Source organism: Candidatus Methylomirabilota bacterium (assembly GCA_036005065.1).
GTDB lineage: Bacteria > Methylomirabilota > Methylomirabilia > Rokubacteriales > DASRDR01 > DASYQW01.
In genome coordinates this window covers 36541-51435 of record DASYQW010000033.1, presented here as the reverse complement: position 1 = coordinate 51435, position 14895 = coordinate 36541, and the positions used below count along the sequence as shown (strand labels likewise).

Here is a 14895-nt window from a genome sequence, read left to right as displayed (position 1 = left end):
AACGAAGCCTCCAGCGCCAGGATGGCGCTGATTCTCCGGCGGCGCGGGATCGACCGGGTCCGGCCGCTGCTGGGAGGCTTCCACGCCTGGCGCGAGCGCGGCTACCCCCTCGAGCCGATTCCGGTGTCACCGGCCGCGGCCCGGGTCCCGTGACGGAGCCGGCGCCGGATCAGCTGCGCCGGATGACGACGATCTGGCCGCGGTCGCTCACGAAGGTGGTCAGGAGCCAGCTCACCACGCTCACCAGCAGGGCGCCGAAGAGCGCGGCCCAGAAGCCATGCACCTCGAAGCCTTTGACCAGCACCGAGGTGAGCCAAAGGCAGAAGGCATTCAGGACGAACAGGAAGAGGCCCAGCGTCACCAGCATGAACGGGAGGGTCAGGATCAGCAGGATGGGACGGATGACCGCGTTGACGAGGCCGAGCACGAGGCCCGCTCCGAGGGCGACCAGGGGGCTGCGGATCTCGATCCCGGGCACCACGGCGGCCGCGAGGTAGATGGCGAGCGCGTTGACGAGGACCCGCACCAGGAAGCCCATGCGGCCAGTGTATACCCGCCGGCCGCTCCAGGCCGCGGGCGAATCCCGGGGGGCCCGACGTCCCCGGCGGGCGGCGCTATTCCTGGCGGAGGACGGGGAGCGGCTTCTGGCCCAGGAGCCGGAACGTCCCCAGGAAGCCGACCGCCAGCGCGAGGGCGATCGGCAGCGTGAGGCCGAGGGCGAGGGCTCCGGGCTCGAACGTCCACGGCACGTCCAGGAGAAACCGGAGGACGATCCAGGCCAGCAGCGCCCCCAGCAGCGTGCCGCCGACGCCGGCGGCGGCGCCCAGACAGGCGTACTCCACGGCGAAGGCGCGCGCGACGACGGTCCGGGTGGCGCCCAGCGTACGGAGCAGGACGGACTCGCGCAGGCGCTGGTACCGACTGGCGGTCAGCGCGCTGGCCATGACGGTGAGCCCCGCCCCGATGACGAAGAGCGCGATGACGCGGATCGCCACCCCGATCTCGGCCATCACCCCGCCGACCCGCTCGAGGATGTCCCGGACCGGGACGGCCGTCACGTTGGGGAACGCGCGGACGACCGCGTCCTGCGTGGGCATCTCGGCCGCCGGGGGCACCCGGGCGGTGGCGATGTAGCTGAGCGGCGCCCCCTCCAGCGCGCCCGGCGAGAAGATCACGAAGAAGTTGGCCGACAGGCTCTGCCAGTCGACCTTCCGCAGGCTCATCACCTGAGCCTCGATCGGCACGCCCTGGATGTCGAAGGTCAGCGTCCCACCGACGTCCACACCGAAGGTCCCGGCCGCTTCCTCCTCGAGGGAGATGCGCGGCCGCTCGGCGGCTTCCGCCGCGGTCCACCAGCGCCCCCGGGTCAGGACGTTGGCCGGGGGCGGGGTGGCCGCGAACGTGAGCACGTACTCCCGGGTGAAGTACCAGGCGCGGTCACGTCCCTCGACCTGCTCGCGCACGATCGGCCGCCCGTCGATGGCGATCAGCCGCCCGCGGACCACCGGGGTCAGGGCCGGCCGCACGGCTCCCCCGCTGGCCGCCTGGACCGTCCGCACGAAGGCATTCGCCTGGTCCGGCTGGATGTCGACGAAGAAGAAGGACGGCGTCTCGCGGCGGCGCTCGTGGTCGATGTGGCGGCTCATGCTCCGCTCCAGGAGCGCAACCGTCGTGATGAGCATGACGCCGACGCCGAGGGAGACGATCACGCCGGCCGTCTGTCCTCCGGGCCGATGGAGGCTCGCCAGCCCGTGGCGCCAGGCGAGGTCCGGAAGCCGTGGCAGGCGCCGCGCCAGGGCTGTCAGCCCGCGGGCCGTTCCGGCCAGAGCCACCAGCGCGGCGGCGGTCGCGCCGACGAAGATGGCGCCGACCTTCGGCGACCCGGCCTGCCAGAGGGCGAGGGCGCCGAGGCCGCCGAGGACGACCAGCGCGGCCCCCCAGGGGCGCCTCCCCCGCGGTCCGCTCGGGTCGACCGGATAGCGGAGGATGAGCGCCGGGGGGATCGCGCGGATCTCGCCGAGCGGCCACAGCGCGGAAAGGAGCGTCACCGAGAGGCCCATCGCCAGCCCGCGGACGATCGCCCAGGGCTCGAGGCGCGCCTGGATCTCGAAGGGGACGAAGCCGGCCAGGAGCGGGACGAGGAGCGCCTGCACGCCGACCCCGAGCGCGGCGCCGGCCAGGCTCCCCAGGAGGCCCAGCGCCAGCGCCTGGCCGAGATACGCCGTGAGGAGCGTGCGCGAGCTGGCGCCCAGGCACTTGAGGACGGCGAGCGTGAAGCGCTTCTGCGCGATGAACGTCCGCACGCTGGCGGCGACGCCGATGCCGCCGACGAGGAGGCTCACGAGCCCGACCAGGCCCAGGTAGGTGGTGAGCTGGGAGAAGAATCGCCGGAGGCCGGGCTGGGCCTCGTCGAAGGTCGCGATGCGGACGGCGGGGTCGGGCACCTCGCGGGTGAGGGCCGCGCGGATCGCGGCCGGCTCGAGTCGGTCGGGCAACCGCAGGAGAGCCCGGTAGCGGATGCGGCTCCCGAACTGGACGAGGCCGGTTCGCGGGAGCGCGCGGGCGGCGATGAGGACTCGCGGGCCGAGGGTGAACAGGCCGGCCGCGCGGTCCGGCTCCTTCCGGAGAATGCCCGTGATCCGGAAGCGCCCCATGCCGATGACCATGGTGTCGCCGACGGCGCGACCGAGCCGCGTGAGCAGGGCTTCCTGGACGAGCGCGCCGTCGTCGCCGAGAAGCTCCGCCAGGGGCCGGGCGGGAACCGTCTCGAGCCGGCCGTAGAGGGGGTAGGCATCCTCCACCGACTTGAGCTCGACGAGCACGGTGCCGCCCCCGGCGGGATCGCGCGCCATCCCGACCAGCTCCCGGACGTGCGTCAGGGTGGCCCCCTGCGCGGCCAGCCGACCCAGGAGGGCTTCGGTGGGCGGATCGAGCGGCCGCGCTCCGCGCAGCTCGAGGTCGCCGCCCAGGAGCGCCTTGGCCTCGTGGGCGAGCGTCCGGTCGAGGCTCGCCGCGAAGCTCGCCACACCGACCAGCGCGCCGACGCCGAACGCGATGCAGGCGAAGAAGATCAGGACGTGGCGCGAGGCCGCCCGGGTCTCGCGCCAGGCCATGCGGAAGGCAAACGCCCTCACGGCGCCAGCGCGGTCTCGCCGACCACCCGCCCGTCGCGCAGCTCGATCACGCGGTCGGCGTTCCGGCTGAGGGCCGGGTCGTGGGTGACGAGCACGAGCGTGCTGCCGCGCTCCCGGTTCCAGGCCAGGAGGAGCTCGATGACCTGCGACCCGGTGGCCGAGTCGAGGTTGCCGGTCGGCTCGTCGGCCAGGAGGAGCGCGGGGCGATTGGCGAAGGCACGCGCGAGGGCCACCCGCTGTTGCTCGCCCCCCGAGAGCTGGGCGGGGTAGTGCGCCACGCGGTCGGCCAGGCCGACGTCGGCGAGCAGGGCGCGGGCCTGGCCGAGGGGATCCGGTGCCCCCGCGAGCTCGAGGGGCACGGCCACGTTCTCGAGCGCCGTCAGCGTCGGGATCAGGTGGAAGGCCTGGAAGAGATACCCGATCTTGTCCCGGCGCAGCCGGGCCAGCGCGTCCTCGTCGAGGCGTGCCAGCTCGAGCCCGTCCACGCGGATCGAGCCGGCGGTGGGCCGATCGAGCCCGGCGATGAGGCCGAGCAGCGTCGACTTCCCGCTGCCCGACGGCCCCGTCACCGCCAGGAACTCGCGCGACGCGACGTCGAGCGTGACGCCGTCGAGGATCGTCACGAGGCCGGCGCCGCTCGGCAGCCGCATCACCAGGTCGCGAATCGCGATCACGGCCTCATATTACACTTGACGCGTGCCACGGTTTCGCCGCGCCCTCCTCGTCCTCGCCGCGGCCGCCCTCGTGGCGGGGGGCTGGCCGGTGTCGCCGGCCGGAGCCGAGCCCCGCGTCATCGTCGTCCTGGGAGACAGCCTCACGGCGGGACTGGGCGTGGCGCAGGGGGAGGCCTGGCCGGCGCGCCTCCAGGCGCGCCTCGACCGGGACGGCTACCCCTACCGCGTGGTGAACGCGGGCGTGAGCGGCGATACGACGGCCGGGGGGCGGCGGCGGGTCGACTGGGTGTTGCGGAGCCGGCCGGAGATCGCGATCGTGGCGCTGGGCGCCAACGACGGCCTCCGGGGCCAGGACGTCGCGGCCATGCGTCAGAACCTCGCCGACATCGTCGCGCGGCTCGCGGCCGGCGGGGCGCGGGTCCTCCTCTGCGGGATGCGGCTCCCGCCGAACTATGGCGCCGACTATACCCAGGCCTTCACCCGGGCCTTCGGCGACGTGGCCCGGCAGGCCCAGGTGGCCTTCATGCCGTTCCTGCTGGACGGCGTCGCCGTCGACCCGCAGCTCAATCAGCCCGACGGCATCCACCCGAACGCCGCCGGGCATCGGGTCATCGCCGAGCGCGTGTGGCCGTTCCTGCTGCCTCTGCTCCGGAGATGAGCGAGGGGCCGAGCGTCAGCGAGCCCGCCTTCTGGAGGGGACTCTACGAGCGGGGCGGGGACCGGTGGGACCTCGGCCGGCCGACGCCGCCGCTGGTCGAGTATCTCGCCCGCCACCGGCTTCCCGGTGAGCGCGTCGCGGTTCCCGGCTGCGGGCGCGGCCACGACGCCCGGGCCTTCGCCCGGATCGGTTTTCACGTCTGGGGCTTCGACTTCGCGCCGCAGGCGATCGGGGAGGCGCGGACCCTCGCCGCGGCCGAGGGCCTGCCGATCGTCTTCGAGGAGCGCGACGTGTTCGGGCTGGCGGCGGACTACGCGGGGTTCTTCGACGGCGTGTGGGAGTACACGTCGTACTGCGCCATCGACCCGGCCCGCCGGCCGGAATACGTGCGGCTCGTCCGGACACTGCTCAAGCCGGACGGCTGGCTCCTCGCCTGCTTCTTCCCGGTCCGAGAGGGCGCCGGCGGCCCGCCGTTCCCGACGACCGAGGCCGAGGTGCGGCGCCTCTTCACCCCGGCCTTCACGCTCGAGGAGAGCCATGTGCCCCGGAGCTCGGCCGCCGGGCGTCAGGGGATCGAGTGGTTCGTCGTGGCGCGGGCCCGGCCGCTCACGTGACCGGCGCCGGGCCGCCGCGGGCCTTCGCCTCGACCTCGCCGAGCCGCCGCGCCAGGAAGCGGCGCTCCGGCGCGTTTCCGCCGAGGGCCAGGGCGCGGCGGTAGGCCAGGGCGGCCTCCGCGAAGCGCCCGAGGCGGCGGAGCAGATCGGCCCGGGCGGCCGGCAGGAGGTGGTACTCGCGGAGACTCCCCTCGGCCTCGAGCGCGTCGAGGAGACGCAGCCCTTCGGCGGGGCCGTCGGCCATGGCGATCGCCACGGCGCGGTTGAGCTCCACGACGGCCGAGGGGTGGATGCGCGAGAGCAACCCGTAGAGCTGGGCGATCTGGCGCCAGTCGGTCGCCTCGGCGCGCTCGGCCTGGGCGTGAAGGGCGACGATGGCGGCCTGGAGCGTGTAGAACCCCGGGGTGCCACGCCGGAGCGCTCCCTCGACGAGGGCCACCCCCTCCTCGATCTGGCCCCGATCCCAGAGGCGGCGGTCCTGCTCGTCCAGCAGGACGAGCTCGCCCTCCGGATCGGTCCGCGCGTCACGCCGGGAGTCGTGGAGCAGCATCAGGGCCAGTAGCCCGCACGCCTCGGCGCGGTCCGGCATCAGCGCGCAGAGGAGCCGGCCCAGCCGGATCGCCTCGCCGCAGAGCTCGCGGCGGATGAGGGCATCGCCCGAGGTCGCGGCGTAGCCCTCGTTGAAGATGAGGTAGACGGCGAGCATCACCGCGTCGAGGCGTTCCGGAAGCTCCTCGTCGGGCGGCACCCGATAGGGGATGCCGGCGTCGCGGATCTTCTGCTTGGCCCGGACCAGGCGCTGCGCCATCGTCGGCACCGGCACCAGAAAGGCGCGGGCGATCTCCTCGGTGCCGAGTCCGCCGAGGGTTCGGAGCGTGAGCGCGACCTGCGCCTCGCGGGCCAGCGCGGGATGGCAGCAGGTGAAGATCAGGCGGAGCCGGTCGTCGGCGACCATGCCGTCGGGCAGCTCGGGCGTCACCGATTCGGCCTCCAGGGTAGCGAGGCGCCGGAGCTCGTCCCGCTTCGCCGCGAAGCGGGTGCGCCGGCGGAGGAGGTCCACGGCCCGGTGCCGCGCGGTGGCGATGAGCCAGGCCCGCGGGTTAGCCGGCGCCCCTTCGGCCGGCCACTGGGCGAGCGCCGCGGCGAAGGCTTCCTGCATCGCCTCCTCGGCGAGGTCGAAGTCGCCGAGGAGGCGGATCAGCGTGGCCAGGATCCGCCCCGACTCCTCCCGGTAGAGCCGCTCGATGCTCATCAAGCCGCCCGGTGGAAGTGTATCCCACCGGGCGGCCTGATGGCGCGGCGCCCTCTTCGGAGGGGGCCGTCGAGGCCCCCTCCGACGCTCTACTCTTCCATGAGCGGCCTGACCTCGACCGAGCCCAGCTTGGCCGACGGGACGCGAGCCGCGATGGCCATCGCCTCGTCGAGGTCCTTGGCCTCGATCAGGTAGTAGCCGGCGAGCTGCTCCTTGGACTCCGCGAACGGTCCGTCGGTGACCAGCCGCTTGCCGTTCCGCACCCGGACCGTCGTCGCGGTCTGGGTGGGCTGGAGCCCGGCGCCCGCTCGGAAGTGCCCGCTCTTGTTGATGCTCTCGGTGAACGGGCTGTATTCCTGGTAGAGCGTCCCCTTCTCGGCGTCGCTGAGCTTCCCGAACTCCACCTCGTTCTGGTAGATCAGCAGCATGTACTGCATGGCGCCTCCTCTTGTGTGGGATTCACTCATTAGTCGAACGGGAGGGCGCCAGATCGACAGCGACCGGCCTCCTGAATTCCCCTCAGGGTATTCCGTCGAAGGCTGCTGATGCGACCGATGCGCGCCCTGATCACCGCCCTCCTCCTGCTCCCCCTCTCGGCGCCGGTCGGCGCGGTGGCCGCCGAGGTCACCGGCTTCACCCCCCAGGGCACCGTCAAGCGCGTCCGGCAGGTGACCGCCCGGTTCTCCGAGCCCATGGTGCCCCTCGGGGATCCGCGGGGGTCCGCGCCGCCGTTCGACGTCGCCTGTGCCGAGGCGGGCACGGGGCGCTGGGTCGACAGCCGGAGCTGGGTCTACGACTTCGGGCGCGACCTGCCGGCCGGCGTGCGCTGCGCCTTCCGCGTCCGGCCGGGCCTCCTGAGCCTGGCCGGCCACGCCGTCTCCGGCCGGCCGGACTTCGCCTTCTCGACGGGCGGGCCGGCCATCCTCGCCTCCACCCCTCCCGAGGGCAGCCTTCACATCGACGAGGAGCAAGCCTTCGTCCTCCTGCTGGACGCCGAGCCGACCGAGGCGTCCCTGCTGGCGCACGTGGCCTTCACGGTGGAGGGACTCCCGGAGCGCGTCGGCGTGCGCTTCCTCGGCGGGCCGGTCAAGGAAGGGCTCCTCCGGACGCGCTACCGGGGCGCCCCGCCGGGTCCCGTCGTCGTCCTGCAGGCCCGCCAGCGCTTCCCGAACGGCGCCAAGGTGAGCCTCGTCTGGGGCGCCGGCGTGGCGACCTCCAGCGGCGTCGCGTCCGAGCAGGACCAGGTGCTCCCCTTCGAGGTCCGCCTCCCGTTCACCGCGACCTTCCACTGCGAGCGCGAGAACCCGAAGGCCGGCTGCCTCCCGGTGACGCCGATGACCGTCCGGTTCTCGGCTCCGGTGGCGCGCGAGGCCGCCCGGCGGGTCACCCTCGTCGATCCGGCCGGCCGGACGTCGACTCCCGAGGCGGGCGACGAGACGGCGGGATTCGTACGGCGCGTCGTCTTCCCGGGGCCCTTCGCCGAGACGACCGCATTCCGGATCGAGGTCCCCCCGGGGCTTCGGGACGATGCCGGACGGCTCCTCGCGAACGCCGCCGCGTTCCCGCTCACCGTGCGGACCGAGCCGTTCCCGCCGCTCGCCAAGTTCGCGGCCCGCTTCGGGATCGTCGAGTCGAAGGGGGACCCGGCGGTGCCGGTCACGCTCCGCAACCTGGAGCCGGAGCTCCGGACGCGGCTCCTCCGCGTGGATCAGGCGCCGCGCGGGGGCGGCACCGGACTCTTCGACTGGGTGCGCGGCAAGATCTGGCGGATTCCGCCGGAGCTGAGCGACGAGATCCTGCCGTGGCTGCGGAAGGTGCGGCTGGCCGATCGAGAGGCCTCCGTCTTCGAAGGCGGCGAGCCCAGCCGGGCCGTCCAGCCCTTCGAGGTTCCCAAGCCCCAGGGGGCTCGCCCGTTCGAGGTGATCGGCATCCCGCTCGGCGCCCCGGGACTCTACATCGTGGAGCTCGAGAGCGCCCGGCTGGGCGCCTCACTCCTGGGGCGGCCGCGCCCCATGTACGTCCCGACGGCCGCCCTGGTCACGAACCTCTCGGTTCACCTGAAGTGGGGGCGCGAGAGCTCGCTCGTGTGGGTGACGACGCTGGATGCCGCCCGCCCCGTGACCGGAGCGCGGGTCACCGTCCAGGACTGCCGCGGCTGGACCCTCTGGCGAGGGACGACGGACGGGCAGGGCATCGCCCGGCCCGCGGGCCTCCCGGCGCGCCGTGACCTCCCGCGCTGTCCCTGGCCGCGCGCCCGGCGCCCCTTCTTCGACTGGTCACAGACGACGGCTCTCCTCGGCCTCGACGAGGGGCTGTTCGTCATCGCCCAGACCCACGAGGACCTGAGCTTCGCCCACTCGAGCTGGGAGCAGGGGATCGAGGCCTGGCGCTTCCAGCTTCCGGGCGAGCCCTACCAGGGGCCGGTCGCCGCCCACACGATCTTCGACCGCTCGCTCTTCCGCGCCGGTGACACGGTCCACATGAAGCATCTCATTCGGACCCAGACCCTCGGCGGGTTCGGCTCGGTGGCCGATGGGGATCGGCCGACCCGCGTCTCGATCCGTCATCTGGGGAGCGAGGAGCGCTACGATCTTCCCGTCGAGTGGGACCCGGCCGGCACCGCCCTCAGCACCTGGCCGATCCCGAAGGAGGCGAAGCTCGGCGTCTACCAGGTCGTGCTGGCGCCGCCGACGAAGAAGCGACCCGCCCGCTCGGTTCAGCCCGGCGTCGAGGAGGAGGCCGAGCCCGAGTTCGCACCCGAGTGGCACGCCGGTCAGTTCCGGGTCGAGGAGTTCCGGGTCCCGCTGATGCGCGGGACGATCCGGGCGCCATCGACGCCACTGGTCGCCGTCGCCGAGCTCCCGCTGGACGTCGGCGTCCAGTACCTGGCCGGCGGTCCGGCATCCGATCAGCCGGTGACGCTCCGCGCGCAGGTCCGGCCGCGCTGGGTCCCCGCCGGCGAAGACTTCGAGGGGTTCGCCTTCGCCAACGGCCCCGTCAAGGAAGGCATGGTGCGGCGCGGCGGCGACCCCGAGGAGGAGGAACCGGAGTCCGCCGACGCGCCGGCGGCCGGGCGTCCCGCGATCCACCAGCGCGAGGAGCTTCGGCTCGATCGAGGCGGCACCGCGCGGACCACCATCACGCGGCTCCCTCGCGCGACGACGCCGCTTGAAGTGCTGGCCGAGCTCGAGTTCCGCGACCCGAACGGCGAGATCCAGACGGTCGCCACCACGGTCCCGCTGTGGCCGGCGACCTGGCTGGTCGGGATCAAGCCGGACGGCTGGGTGTCCTCCCGCGATCGCCTCAAGGCGACCGTGGCGGTCACGGACGTGGCCGGCCGGCCGGTCGCGGGAGCGCCCGTCCGGGTGGACCTGATCGAGCAGAAGGCGTACTCGCATCGGAAGCGCCTCGTCGGCGGCTTCTACGCCTTCGAGCACGTCGAGGAGACCCGCCGGGTCGGGGAGCTGTGCCGGGGCGTGACGGACGCGAAGGGCCGGCTCGTGTGCGAGGGGAAGCCGCCGGTGAGCGGGAACCTCGTCCTCCAGGCGAGTGTCGCGGACGAGGCCGGCCGGCCGACCGCCGCCCATCAGTCGGTCTGGGTCGCCGGCTCCGAGGAGTGGTGGTTCCAGGTTCGGGATCACGACCGCATGGATCTCCTCCCGGAGCGCCGGCGGTACGAGCCGGGGGAGGTTGCCCGGTTCCAGGTTCGGATGCCGTTCCGCGAGGCGACGGCGCTGGTCGCCGTGGAGCGGGAAGGCATCCAGGAGGCGTGGGTCGTCCGCCTCTCGGGCAAGGAGCCGGTCGTCGAGGTGCCGGTGCGCCCGAGCTACGCGCCGAACATGTTCGTCTCGGTGCTGGCGGTGCGCGGCCGGGCCGGCGACGTCCAGCCCACGGCCCTCGTCGACCTCGGGCGGCCCGCGTTCAAGCTCGGCATCGCGGAGATCCGGGTGGGCTGGCGCGCGCACGAGCTTCGGGTCGGCGTCACGGCCGAGCGCCCGGCCTATCGCGTCCGCGAGACGGCCGTCGTGCGGATCGCCGTGAGGACGCCCGACGGCGCGGCGCCTCCGCCCGGCAGCGAGGTCGCGGTCGCCGTCGTGGACGAGGGGCTCCTCGAGCTCGCGCCGAATTCGAGCTGGCATCTCCTCGAGGCGATGCTGGGGCGGCGGGGGTATGCCGTGCGGACGGCCACGGCCCAGATGCAGGTGGTGGGCAAGCGGCACTTCGGGCTCAAGGCCGTGGCGCTCGGTGGTGGCGGCGGGCGGCAGACGACCCGGGAGCTGTTCGACACGCTGCTCTTGTGGAAGGCGCGGGTGCCCCTCGACGCTCGAGGCGAGGCCCGGCTCGAGGTCCCGATCAACGACTCGCTCACGAGCTTCCGGATCGTGGCCGTGGCCACCAGCGGGCTCGGCCGCTTCGGGACCGGGACCACCACCATCCGCTCGACCCAGGACCTCATGATCCTCCCGGGCATCGCGCCCCTCGTCCGGGAGGGAGACCGGTTCCGGTCGGAGGTGACGCTCCGGAACGCGACCGAGCGGGCGATGGCCGTGACGGTCCGCGGCTGGATCGAGGGAGCCGGTGACCCCCTCGGCGAGCAGGCCCTCGACCTGGCCCCGGGTGAGGCGCGGACGGTCGGCTGGGAGGTCACCGCGCCGGTCGGCGTCGAGCGGCTCACGTACGACATCGAGGCCGGTGAGCGCGGCGGCCCGGCGGATCGGGTCCGCGTGAGCCAGCGGGTCGTGCCGGCGGTCTTCGTCCGGACCTTCCAGGCGACGCTGAGCCAGTGGGTGGGCCCGCTCCGGCAGCCGGTCGAGCGGCCGTCCGACGCGGTGCCGGGACGCGGCGGCGTCGAGGTCGCGCTCCGCCGGACCCTCGTCGACGGCCTCGCCGGCGTGCGGGAGTGGATGAGCCGCTACCCCTACACGTGCCTCGAGCAGAAGGTCTCCCGCGCGGTGGCGCTCCGCAACGAGCGCCTCTGGCAGGAGATCGTGGCGAGCCTGCCCTTCTCGCTCGATGCCGACGGCCTCCTCAAGTACTTCCCCACCATGCTCTGGGGGAGCGAGGTCCTGACGTCCTACGTCCTGGCCATCAGCCACGAGGCGGGCTGGCCGATTCCGGACGACGTCCGGGGCCGGATGCAGGACGCGCTCCGGCGGTTCGTCGAGGGGAGCCTGCCCGGTCGGGCCGAGCTGCCGACGGCCGACCTGTCGATCCGCAAGCTCGCGGCCCTCGAGGCGCTCGCCCGGTACGGGAAAGCCGAGCCGCGGCTCCTGGGCAGCGTCACCATCGAGCCCAACCTCTGGCCGACCTCCGCGGTCCTCGACTGGTGGAGCCTCCTCCACCGCCTTCCCGGCATCGGGAACCGCGAGCGCCGTCTCGCCGAGGCCGAGCAGATCATCCGGGCGCGGCTCACCTTCTCGGGGACGACGATGGGATTCTCCACCGAGCGCGGCGACGCGCTCTGGTGGCTCATGCTCTCCGCGGACACGAACGCCGTCCGGCTGCTCCTCCACCTCCTCGAGACGGACCAGTGGCGGGATGACGTCCCCCGCATCCTTCGCGGGGCCCTGGCCCGCCAGCGACACGGGGCGTGGGACCTGACCGTCGCGAATGCGTGGGGCGTGCTGGCGGTCGAGCGCTTCTCGCGCGCCTTCGAGCGGACCCCGGTCAGCGGGACGACCACCGCCGCGCTCGCCGGCGGGACCCGGCGGCTTTCGTGGGCGGACGCGGCGAGCGGCGCGTCGCTCACGTTCCCGTGGCCCGCGACGGGGGCGGAGGTGACCGTGGACCACGCGGGGACGGGGCAGCCCTGGGTGACCATCCTGGCCCGGGCCGCCATCCCGCTCACGACGCCGCTCACCGCCGGCTATCGCATCATCAAGACCGTAACGCCGCTCGAGCCGCGGGAGGCGGGGCGGTGGAGCCGCGGCGACCTCGTCCGGGTGAGACTCGAGATCGAGGCCCAGACCGACATGACCTGGGTCGTCGTGAGCGATCCCATCCCCGCGGGGGCTTCGCACCTGGGGACCGGGCTGGGCCGCGACTCCCGGCTCGCGACGCAGGGCGAGGCGTGGCGGGGGCAGGCGTGGCCGGCCTTCGAGGAGCGCGGCTTCGAGGCCTTCCGGGCGTACTATGCGTGGGTCCCGAAGGGGAGCCTGGTCGTCGAGTACACGATCCGGCTGAACCAGAGCGGGCGCTTCGTGCTCCCCACGACGCGCGTCGAAGCCCTGTATGCGCCGGAGCTGTTCGGGGAGCTGCCGAATGCCGCCGTGGACGTCTCGCCGTGACACGCCCCACCGTGCTCCTCCTCGGCGGCGCCGGGATCGGCGCCGCCATCGCCGCCGCCGGCTGGGGACTCTTCGGCGGGCCGGCCCCCGGGATCCCGGCCTTCGCGGCCGTCCGCGCGGCCTATCGTCCCTCGGACCTCGCCCTGCTCGATCGTCACGGTGAGCTCCTGCACGAGCTGCGACTCGACTCGACGCGCCGGCGGCTCCAGTGGACGCCGCTCGCGGCCATCTCGCCGGCCCTGCCGGCCGCCGTCGTCGCGTCCGAGGACCGCCGCTTCTACCGCCACCGGGGGGTCGATGGCCGGGCGCTCCTGGCGGCGGCCGCCGGGAGGCTCCGAGGCGGCCCGCGCCGCGGAGGCAGCACGATCTCGATGCAGCTGGCCGCCGCGCTCGACCGCGATCTTCGGCGCCGCGACGGCCCGCGCACGCTCGCCCAGAAGTGGCGCCAGGTCCGGGTCGCCCGGGCCCTCGAGGCGCGCTGGTCGAAGGCCGAGATCCTCGAGGCCTACGCCAACCTGGTGACTTTTCGCGGCGAGCTCCAGGGCGTGGCGGCCGCGGCGTCCGTCCTTTTCGGCAAGGCGCCCCACGGCCTCACCGAGGCCGAGGCGGCCGTCCTGGCGGTCCTCCTGCGCGCCCCGAACGCCGAGCCCGACGCCGTGGCCCGGCGGGCGTGGGCGCTGCGCGAGGTCCAGGGAAGCGCCGCCACGCCTGATGCCATCCGCGCCGCGGTCACCCGGGCCCTGGCGGCACCCCGCGGGACGGGCCCGCGCGTGGCCCTCGCCCCGCATGCGGCGGCCCGACTCCTCCGCCGTCCCGGGCCGCCCGCTCCCGTCGCGCCGGTCCGCTCCACCCTGGATGCGCGGGTTCAGCGCGTGGCCATCGACACCCTCCGCCGCCACCTCCTCGGGGTCCGGGGCCAGAACGTCCAGGACGGGGCGGTCCTGGTGGTCGAGAACGCGACCGGCGCGGTCGTGGCCTACGTGGGGAGCAGCGGGGATCTGTCGAGCGCCCGCCATGTGGACGGCATCCGCGCGCGCCGGCAGGCCGGCTCCGCCCTCAAGCCGTTCCTCTATGCCCAGGCGCTCGACGCCGGGCTCCTGACGCCGGCGTCGCTCCTGGAGGACACGCCCCTCGAGGTGCCGGTCACGGGCGGTCTCTACCGCCCGCGCAACTACGACGAGCAGTTCCGGGGTCTCGTCACCGCCCGCGCCGCGCTCGCGTCGTCGCTCAACGTGCCCGCGGTGCGGACGCTCGGCCTGGTGGGGGCCGACGTCTTCGTCCACCAGCTCCGACGCCTCGGGTTCGCCGGGCTCACCGAAGCGGGTGACTATTACGGCCCGGCGCTGGCGCTCGGGTCCGCGGACGTGAGCCTGTGGGAGCTCGTGAACGCCTACCGCACCCTCGCCAACGGCGGCCTCCCGGGCTCCCTGGCCATGAGGGACGCTGACGTGACCCATCCCGCGAGCCGCGTGTACTCCGAGGCGGTGGCCTTCCTGGTATCGGACATCCTCGCCCAGCGCGAGAGCCGGGTCGCGACCTTCGGGCTCGAGAACCCGCTCGCCACCCGCTTCTGGACCGCCGTCAAGACCGGCACCAGCAAGGAGATGCGCGACAACTGGTGCGTCGGGTACTCGGAGCGCTACACGGTCGGGGTCTGGGTCGGGAATGCGTCCGGCGCGCCGATGCGAGACGTGAGCGGCGTGACCGGAGCCGCGCCCGTCTGGCGCGACGTCATGACCTGGCTCCACGAGGCCACGCCGAGCCGACCGCCCCGCCCGCCCTCCGGGATCGTGCGGCGTCGGGACGAGTGGTTCCTCGCCGGAACGGAGCCGGCCGGGGCGCCGGCGCTCACCGGCGGCCAGCCACGGATCCTCGCCCCCGTCAGCGGGACCATCGTGGCGCTCGACCCGGACATCCCACCGGCGCGGCAACGCATGGTCTTCGAGGCCCAGGCGCGCGCTGTGCCGCTTCGGTGGGTCCTCGACACCCGCGACATGGGGCCGGCCGCCGGCCCCGTCGCCTGGGAGCCCACTCCCGGCCGGCACACCCTCTCGCTCGTCGACGCGGCCGCGCGCCTCGTCGACGCGGTGGGCTTCGAGGTCCGCGGTCCGCGCAGCCTCGCCGCCTCACCTCAGATCATGGGTGCCTCGACGTCCGAGATTGGACAGGCTGTCCTCGGCTCGTTCGCCCCCTAGAGACGACCCCTTACAGATGACCCGCCGTTTTGGCGGAATTCCTTCCTCCCCGCTTCCGGTATGACCATTGCTATCCCAACG

At 73.9% G+C, this 14895-nt stretch carries 10 protein-coding genes; 5 read left to right on the top strand and 5 right to left on the bottom strand.

Going from position 1 to position 14895, the window contains the following annotated elements; all coding sequences use genetic code 11:
• Positions 1 to 21: 21 nt before the first annotated feature.
• Positions 22 to 153, top strand: a complete 132-nt coding sequence (locus VGW35_02300) for a hypothetical protein (protein HEV8306473.1) — start codon at positions 22 to 24, stop codon at positions 151 to 153.
• Between the two features lie 16 nt (positions 154 to 169).
• Here the strand turns inward: VGW35_02300 and VGW35_02295 are convergent, their stop codons facing one another.
• The 3 genes from VGW35_02295 to VGW35_02285 all read right to left on the bottom strand — a co-directional run bounded on the left by VGW35_02295 (position 170) and on the right by VGW35_02285 (position 3808).
• A complete protein-coding gene (locus tag VGW35_02295; GenBank protein HEV8306472.1) occupies positions 170 to 538 on the bottom strand; it encodes a phage holin family protein in 369 nt (122 codons plus the stop codon).
• A gap of 76 nt (positions 539 to 614) precedes the next feature.
• Positions 615 to 3134, bottom strand: coding sequence for an FtsX-like permease family protein (locus tag VGW35_02290; protein HEV8306471.1), 2520 nt, complete (start codon positions 3132 to 3134; stop codon positions 615 to 617).
• Entirely contained in the window at positions 3131 to 3808 is a 678-nt protein-coding gene (locus tag VGW35_02285; GenBank protein HEV8306470.1) for an ABC transporter ATP-binding protein, read from the bottom strand. The genes VGW35_02290 and VGW35_02285 overlap by 4 nt, the downstream gene beginning before the upstream one ends.
• A gap of 22 nt (positions 3809 to 3830) precedes the next feature.
• On the opposite strand from VGW35_02285, the gene VGW35_02280 reads away from it, so the two are divergent.
• Positions 3831 to 4466 (top strand): arylesterase, encoded by a 636-nt coding sequence (locus VGW35_02280; protein ID HEV8306469.1) that lies wholly within the window; start codon positions 3831 to 3833, stop codon positions 4464 to 4466.
• The gene (locus VGW35_02275) at positions 4463 to 5080 is read left to right on the top strand and encodes a methyltransferase domain-containing protein (GenBank protein HEV8306468.1); all 618 of its coding nucleotides are present in this window, start codon (positions 4463 to 4465) and stop codon (positions 5078 to 5080) included. The genes VGW35_02280 and VGW35_02275 overlap by 4 nt, the downstream gene beginning before the upstream one ends.
• Here VGW35_02275 and VGW35_02270 read toward each other — a convergent pair.
• Together VGW35_02270 and VGW35_02265 are read right to left on the bottom strand one after the other, a co-directional pair.
• Positions 5073 to 6332 carry an RNA polymerase sigma factor gene (locus VGW35_02270; protein ID HEV8306467.1) on the bottom strand — a complete coding sequence of 420 codons (1260 nt, stop codon included), beginning with the start codon at positions 6330 to 6332 and terminating at the stop codon, positions 5073 to 5075. The genes VGW35_02275 and VGW35_02270 overlap by 8 nt on opposite strands.
• 89 nt (positions 6333 to 6421) lie before the next feature.
• Positions 6422 to 6769, bottom strand: coding sequence for a YciI family protein (locus VGW35_02265; protein ID HEV8306466.1), 348 nt, complete (start codon positions 6767 to 6769; stop codon positions 6422 to 6424).
• A 108-nt stretch (positions 6770 to 6877) separates the two neighbouring features.
• Between VGW35_02265 and VGW35_02260 the strand changes: the two genes are divergently transcribed.
• Positions 6878 to 12619, top strand: a complete 5742-nt coding sequence (locus VGW35_02260; protein HEV8306465.1) for an MG2 domain-containing protein — start codon at positions 6878 to 6880, stop codon at positions 12617 to 12619.
• Entirely contained in the window at positions 12616 to 14814 is a 2199-nt protein-coding gene (gene pbpC / locus VGW35_02255) for a penicillin-binding protein 1C (GenBank protein ID HEV8306464.1), read from the top strand. The genes VGW35_02260 and pbpC overlap by 4 nt, the downstream gene beginning before the upstream one ends.
• Positions 14815 to 14895: the final 81 nt, after the last annotated feature.

Excerpts from the sequence above, each read along its gene's own strand:
- VGW35_02300 (HEV8306473.1), top strand. The coding sequence starts at position 22 with ATGGCGCTGATTCTCCGGCGGCGCGGGATCGACCGGGTCCGGCCGCTG.
- VGW35_02295 (HEV8306472.1), bottom strand. The coding sequence starts at position 538 with ATGGGCTTCCTGGTGCGGGTCCTCGTCAACGCGCTCGCCATCTACCTC.
- VGW35_02275 (HEV8306468.1), top strand. The coding sequence starts at position 4,463 with ATGAGCGAGGGGCCGAGCGTCAGCGAGCCCGCCTTCTGGAGGGGACTC.
- VGW35_02270 (HEV8306467.1), bottom strand. The coding sequence starts at position 6,332 with ATGAGCATCGAGCGGCTCTACCGGGAGGAGTCGGGGCGGATCCTGGCC.
- VGW35_02265 (HEV8306466.1), bottom strand. The coding sequence starts at position 6,769 with ATGCAGTACATGCTGCTGATCTACCAGAACGAGGTGGAGTTCGGGAAG.
- VGW35_02260 (HEV8306465.1), top strand. The coding sequence starts at position 6,878 with ATGCGACCGATGCGCGCCCTGATCACCGCCCTCCTCCTGCTCCCCCTC.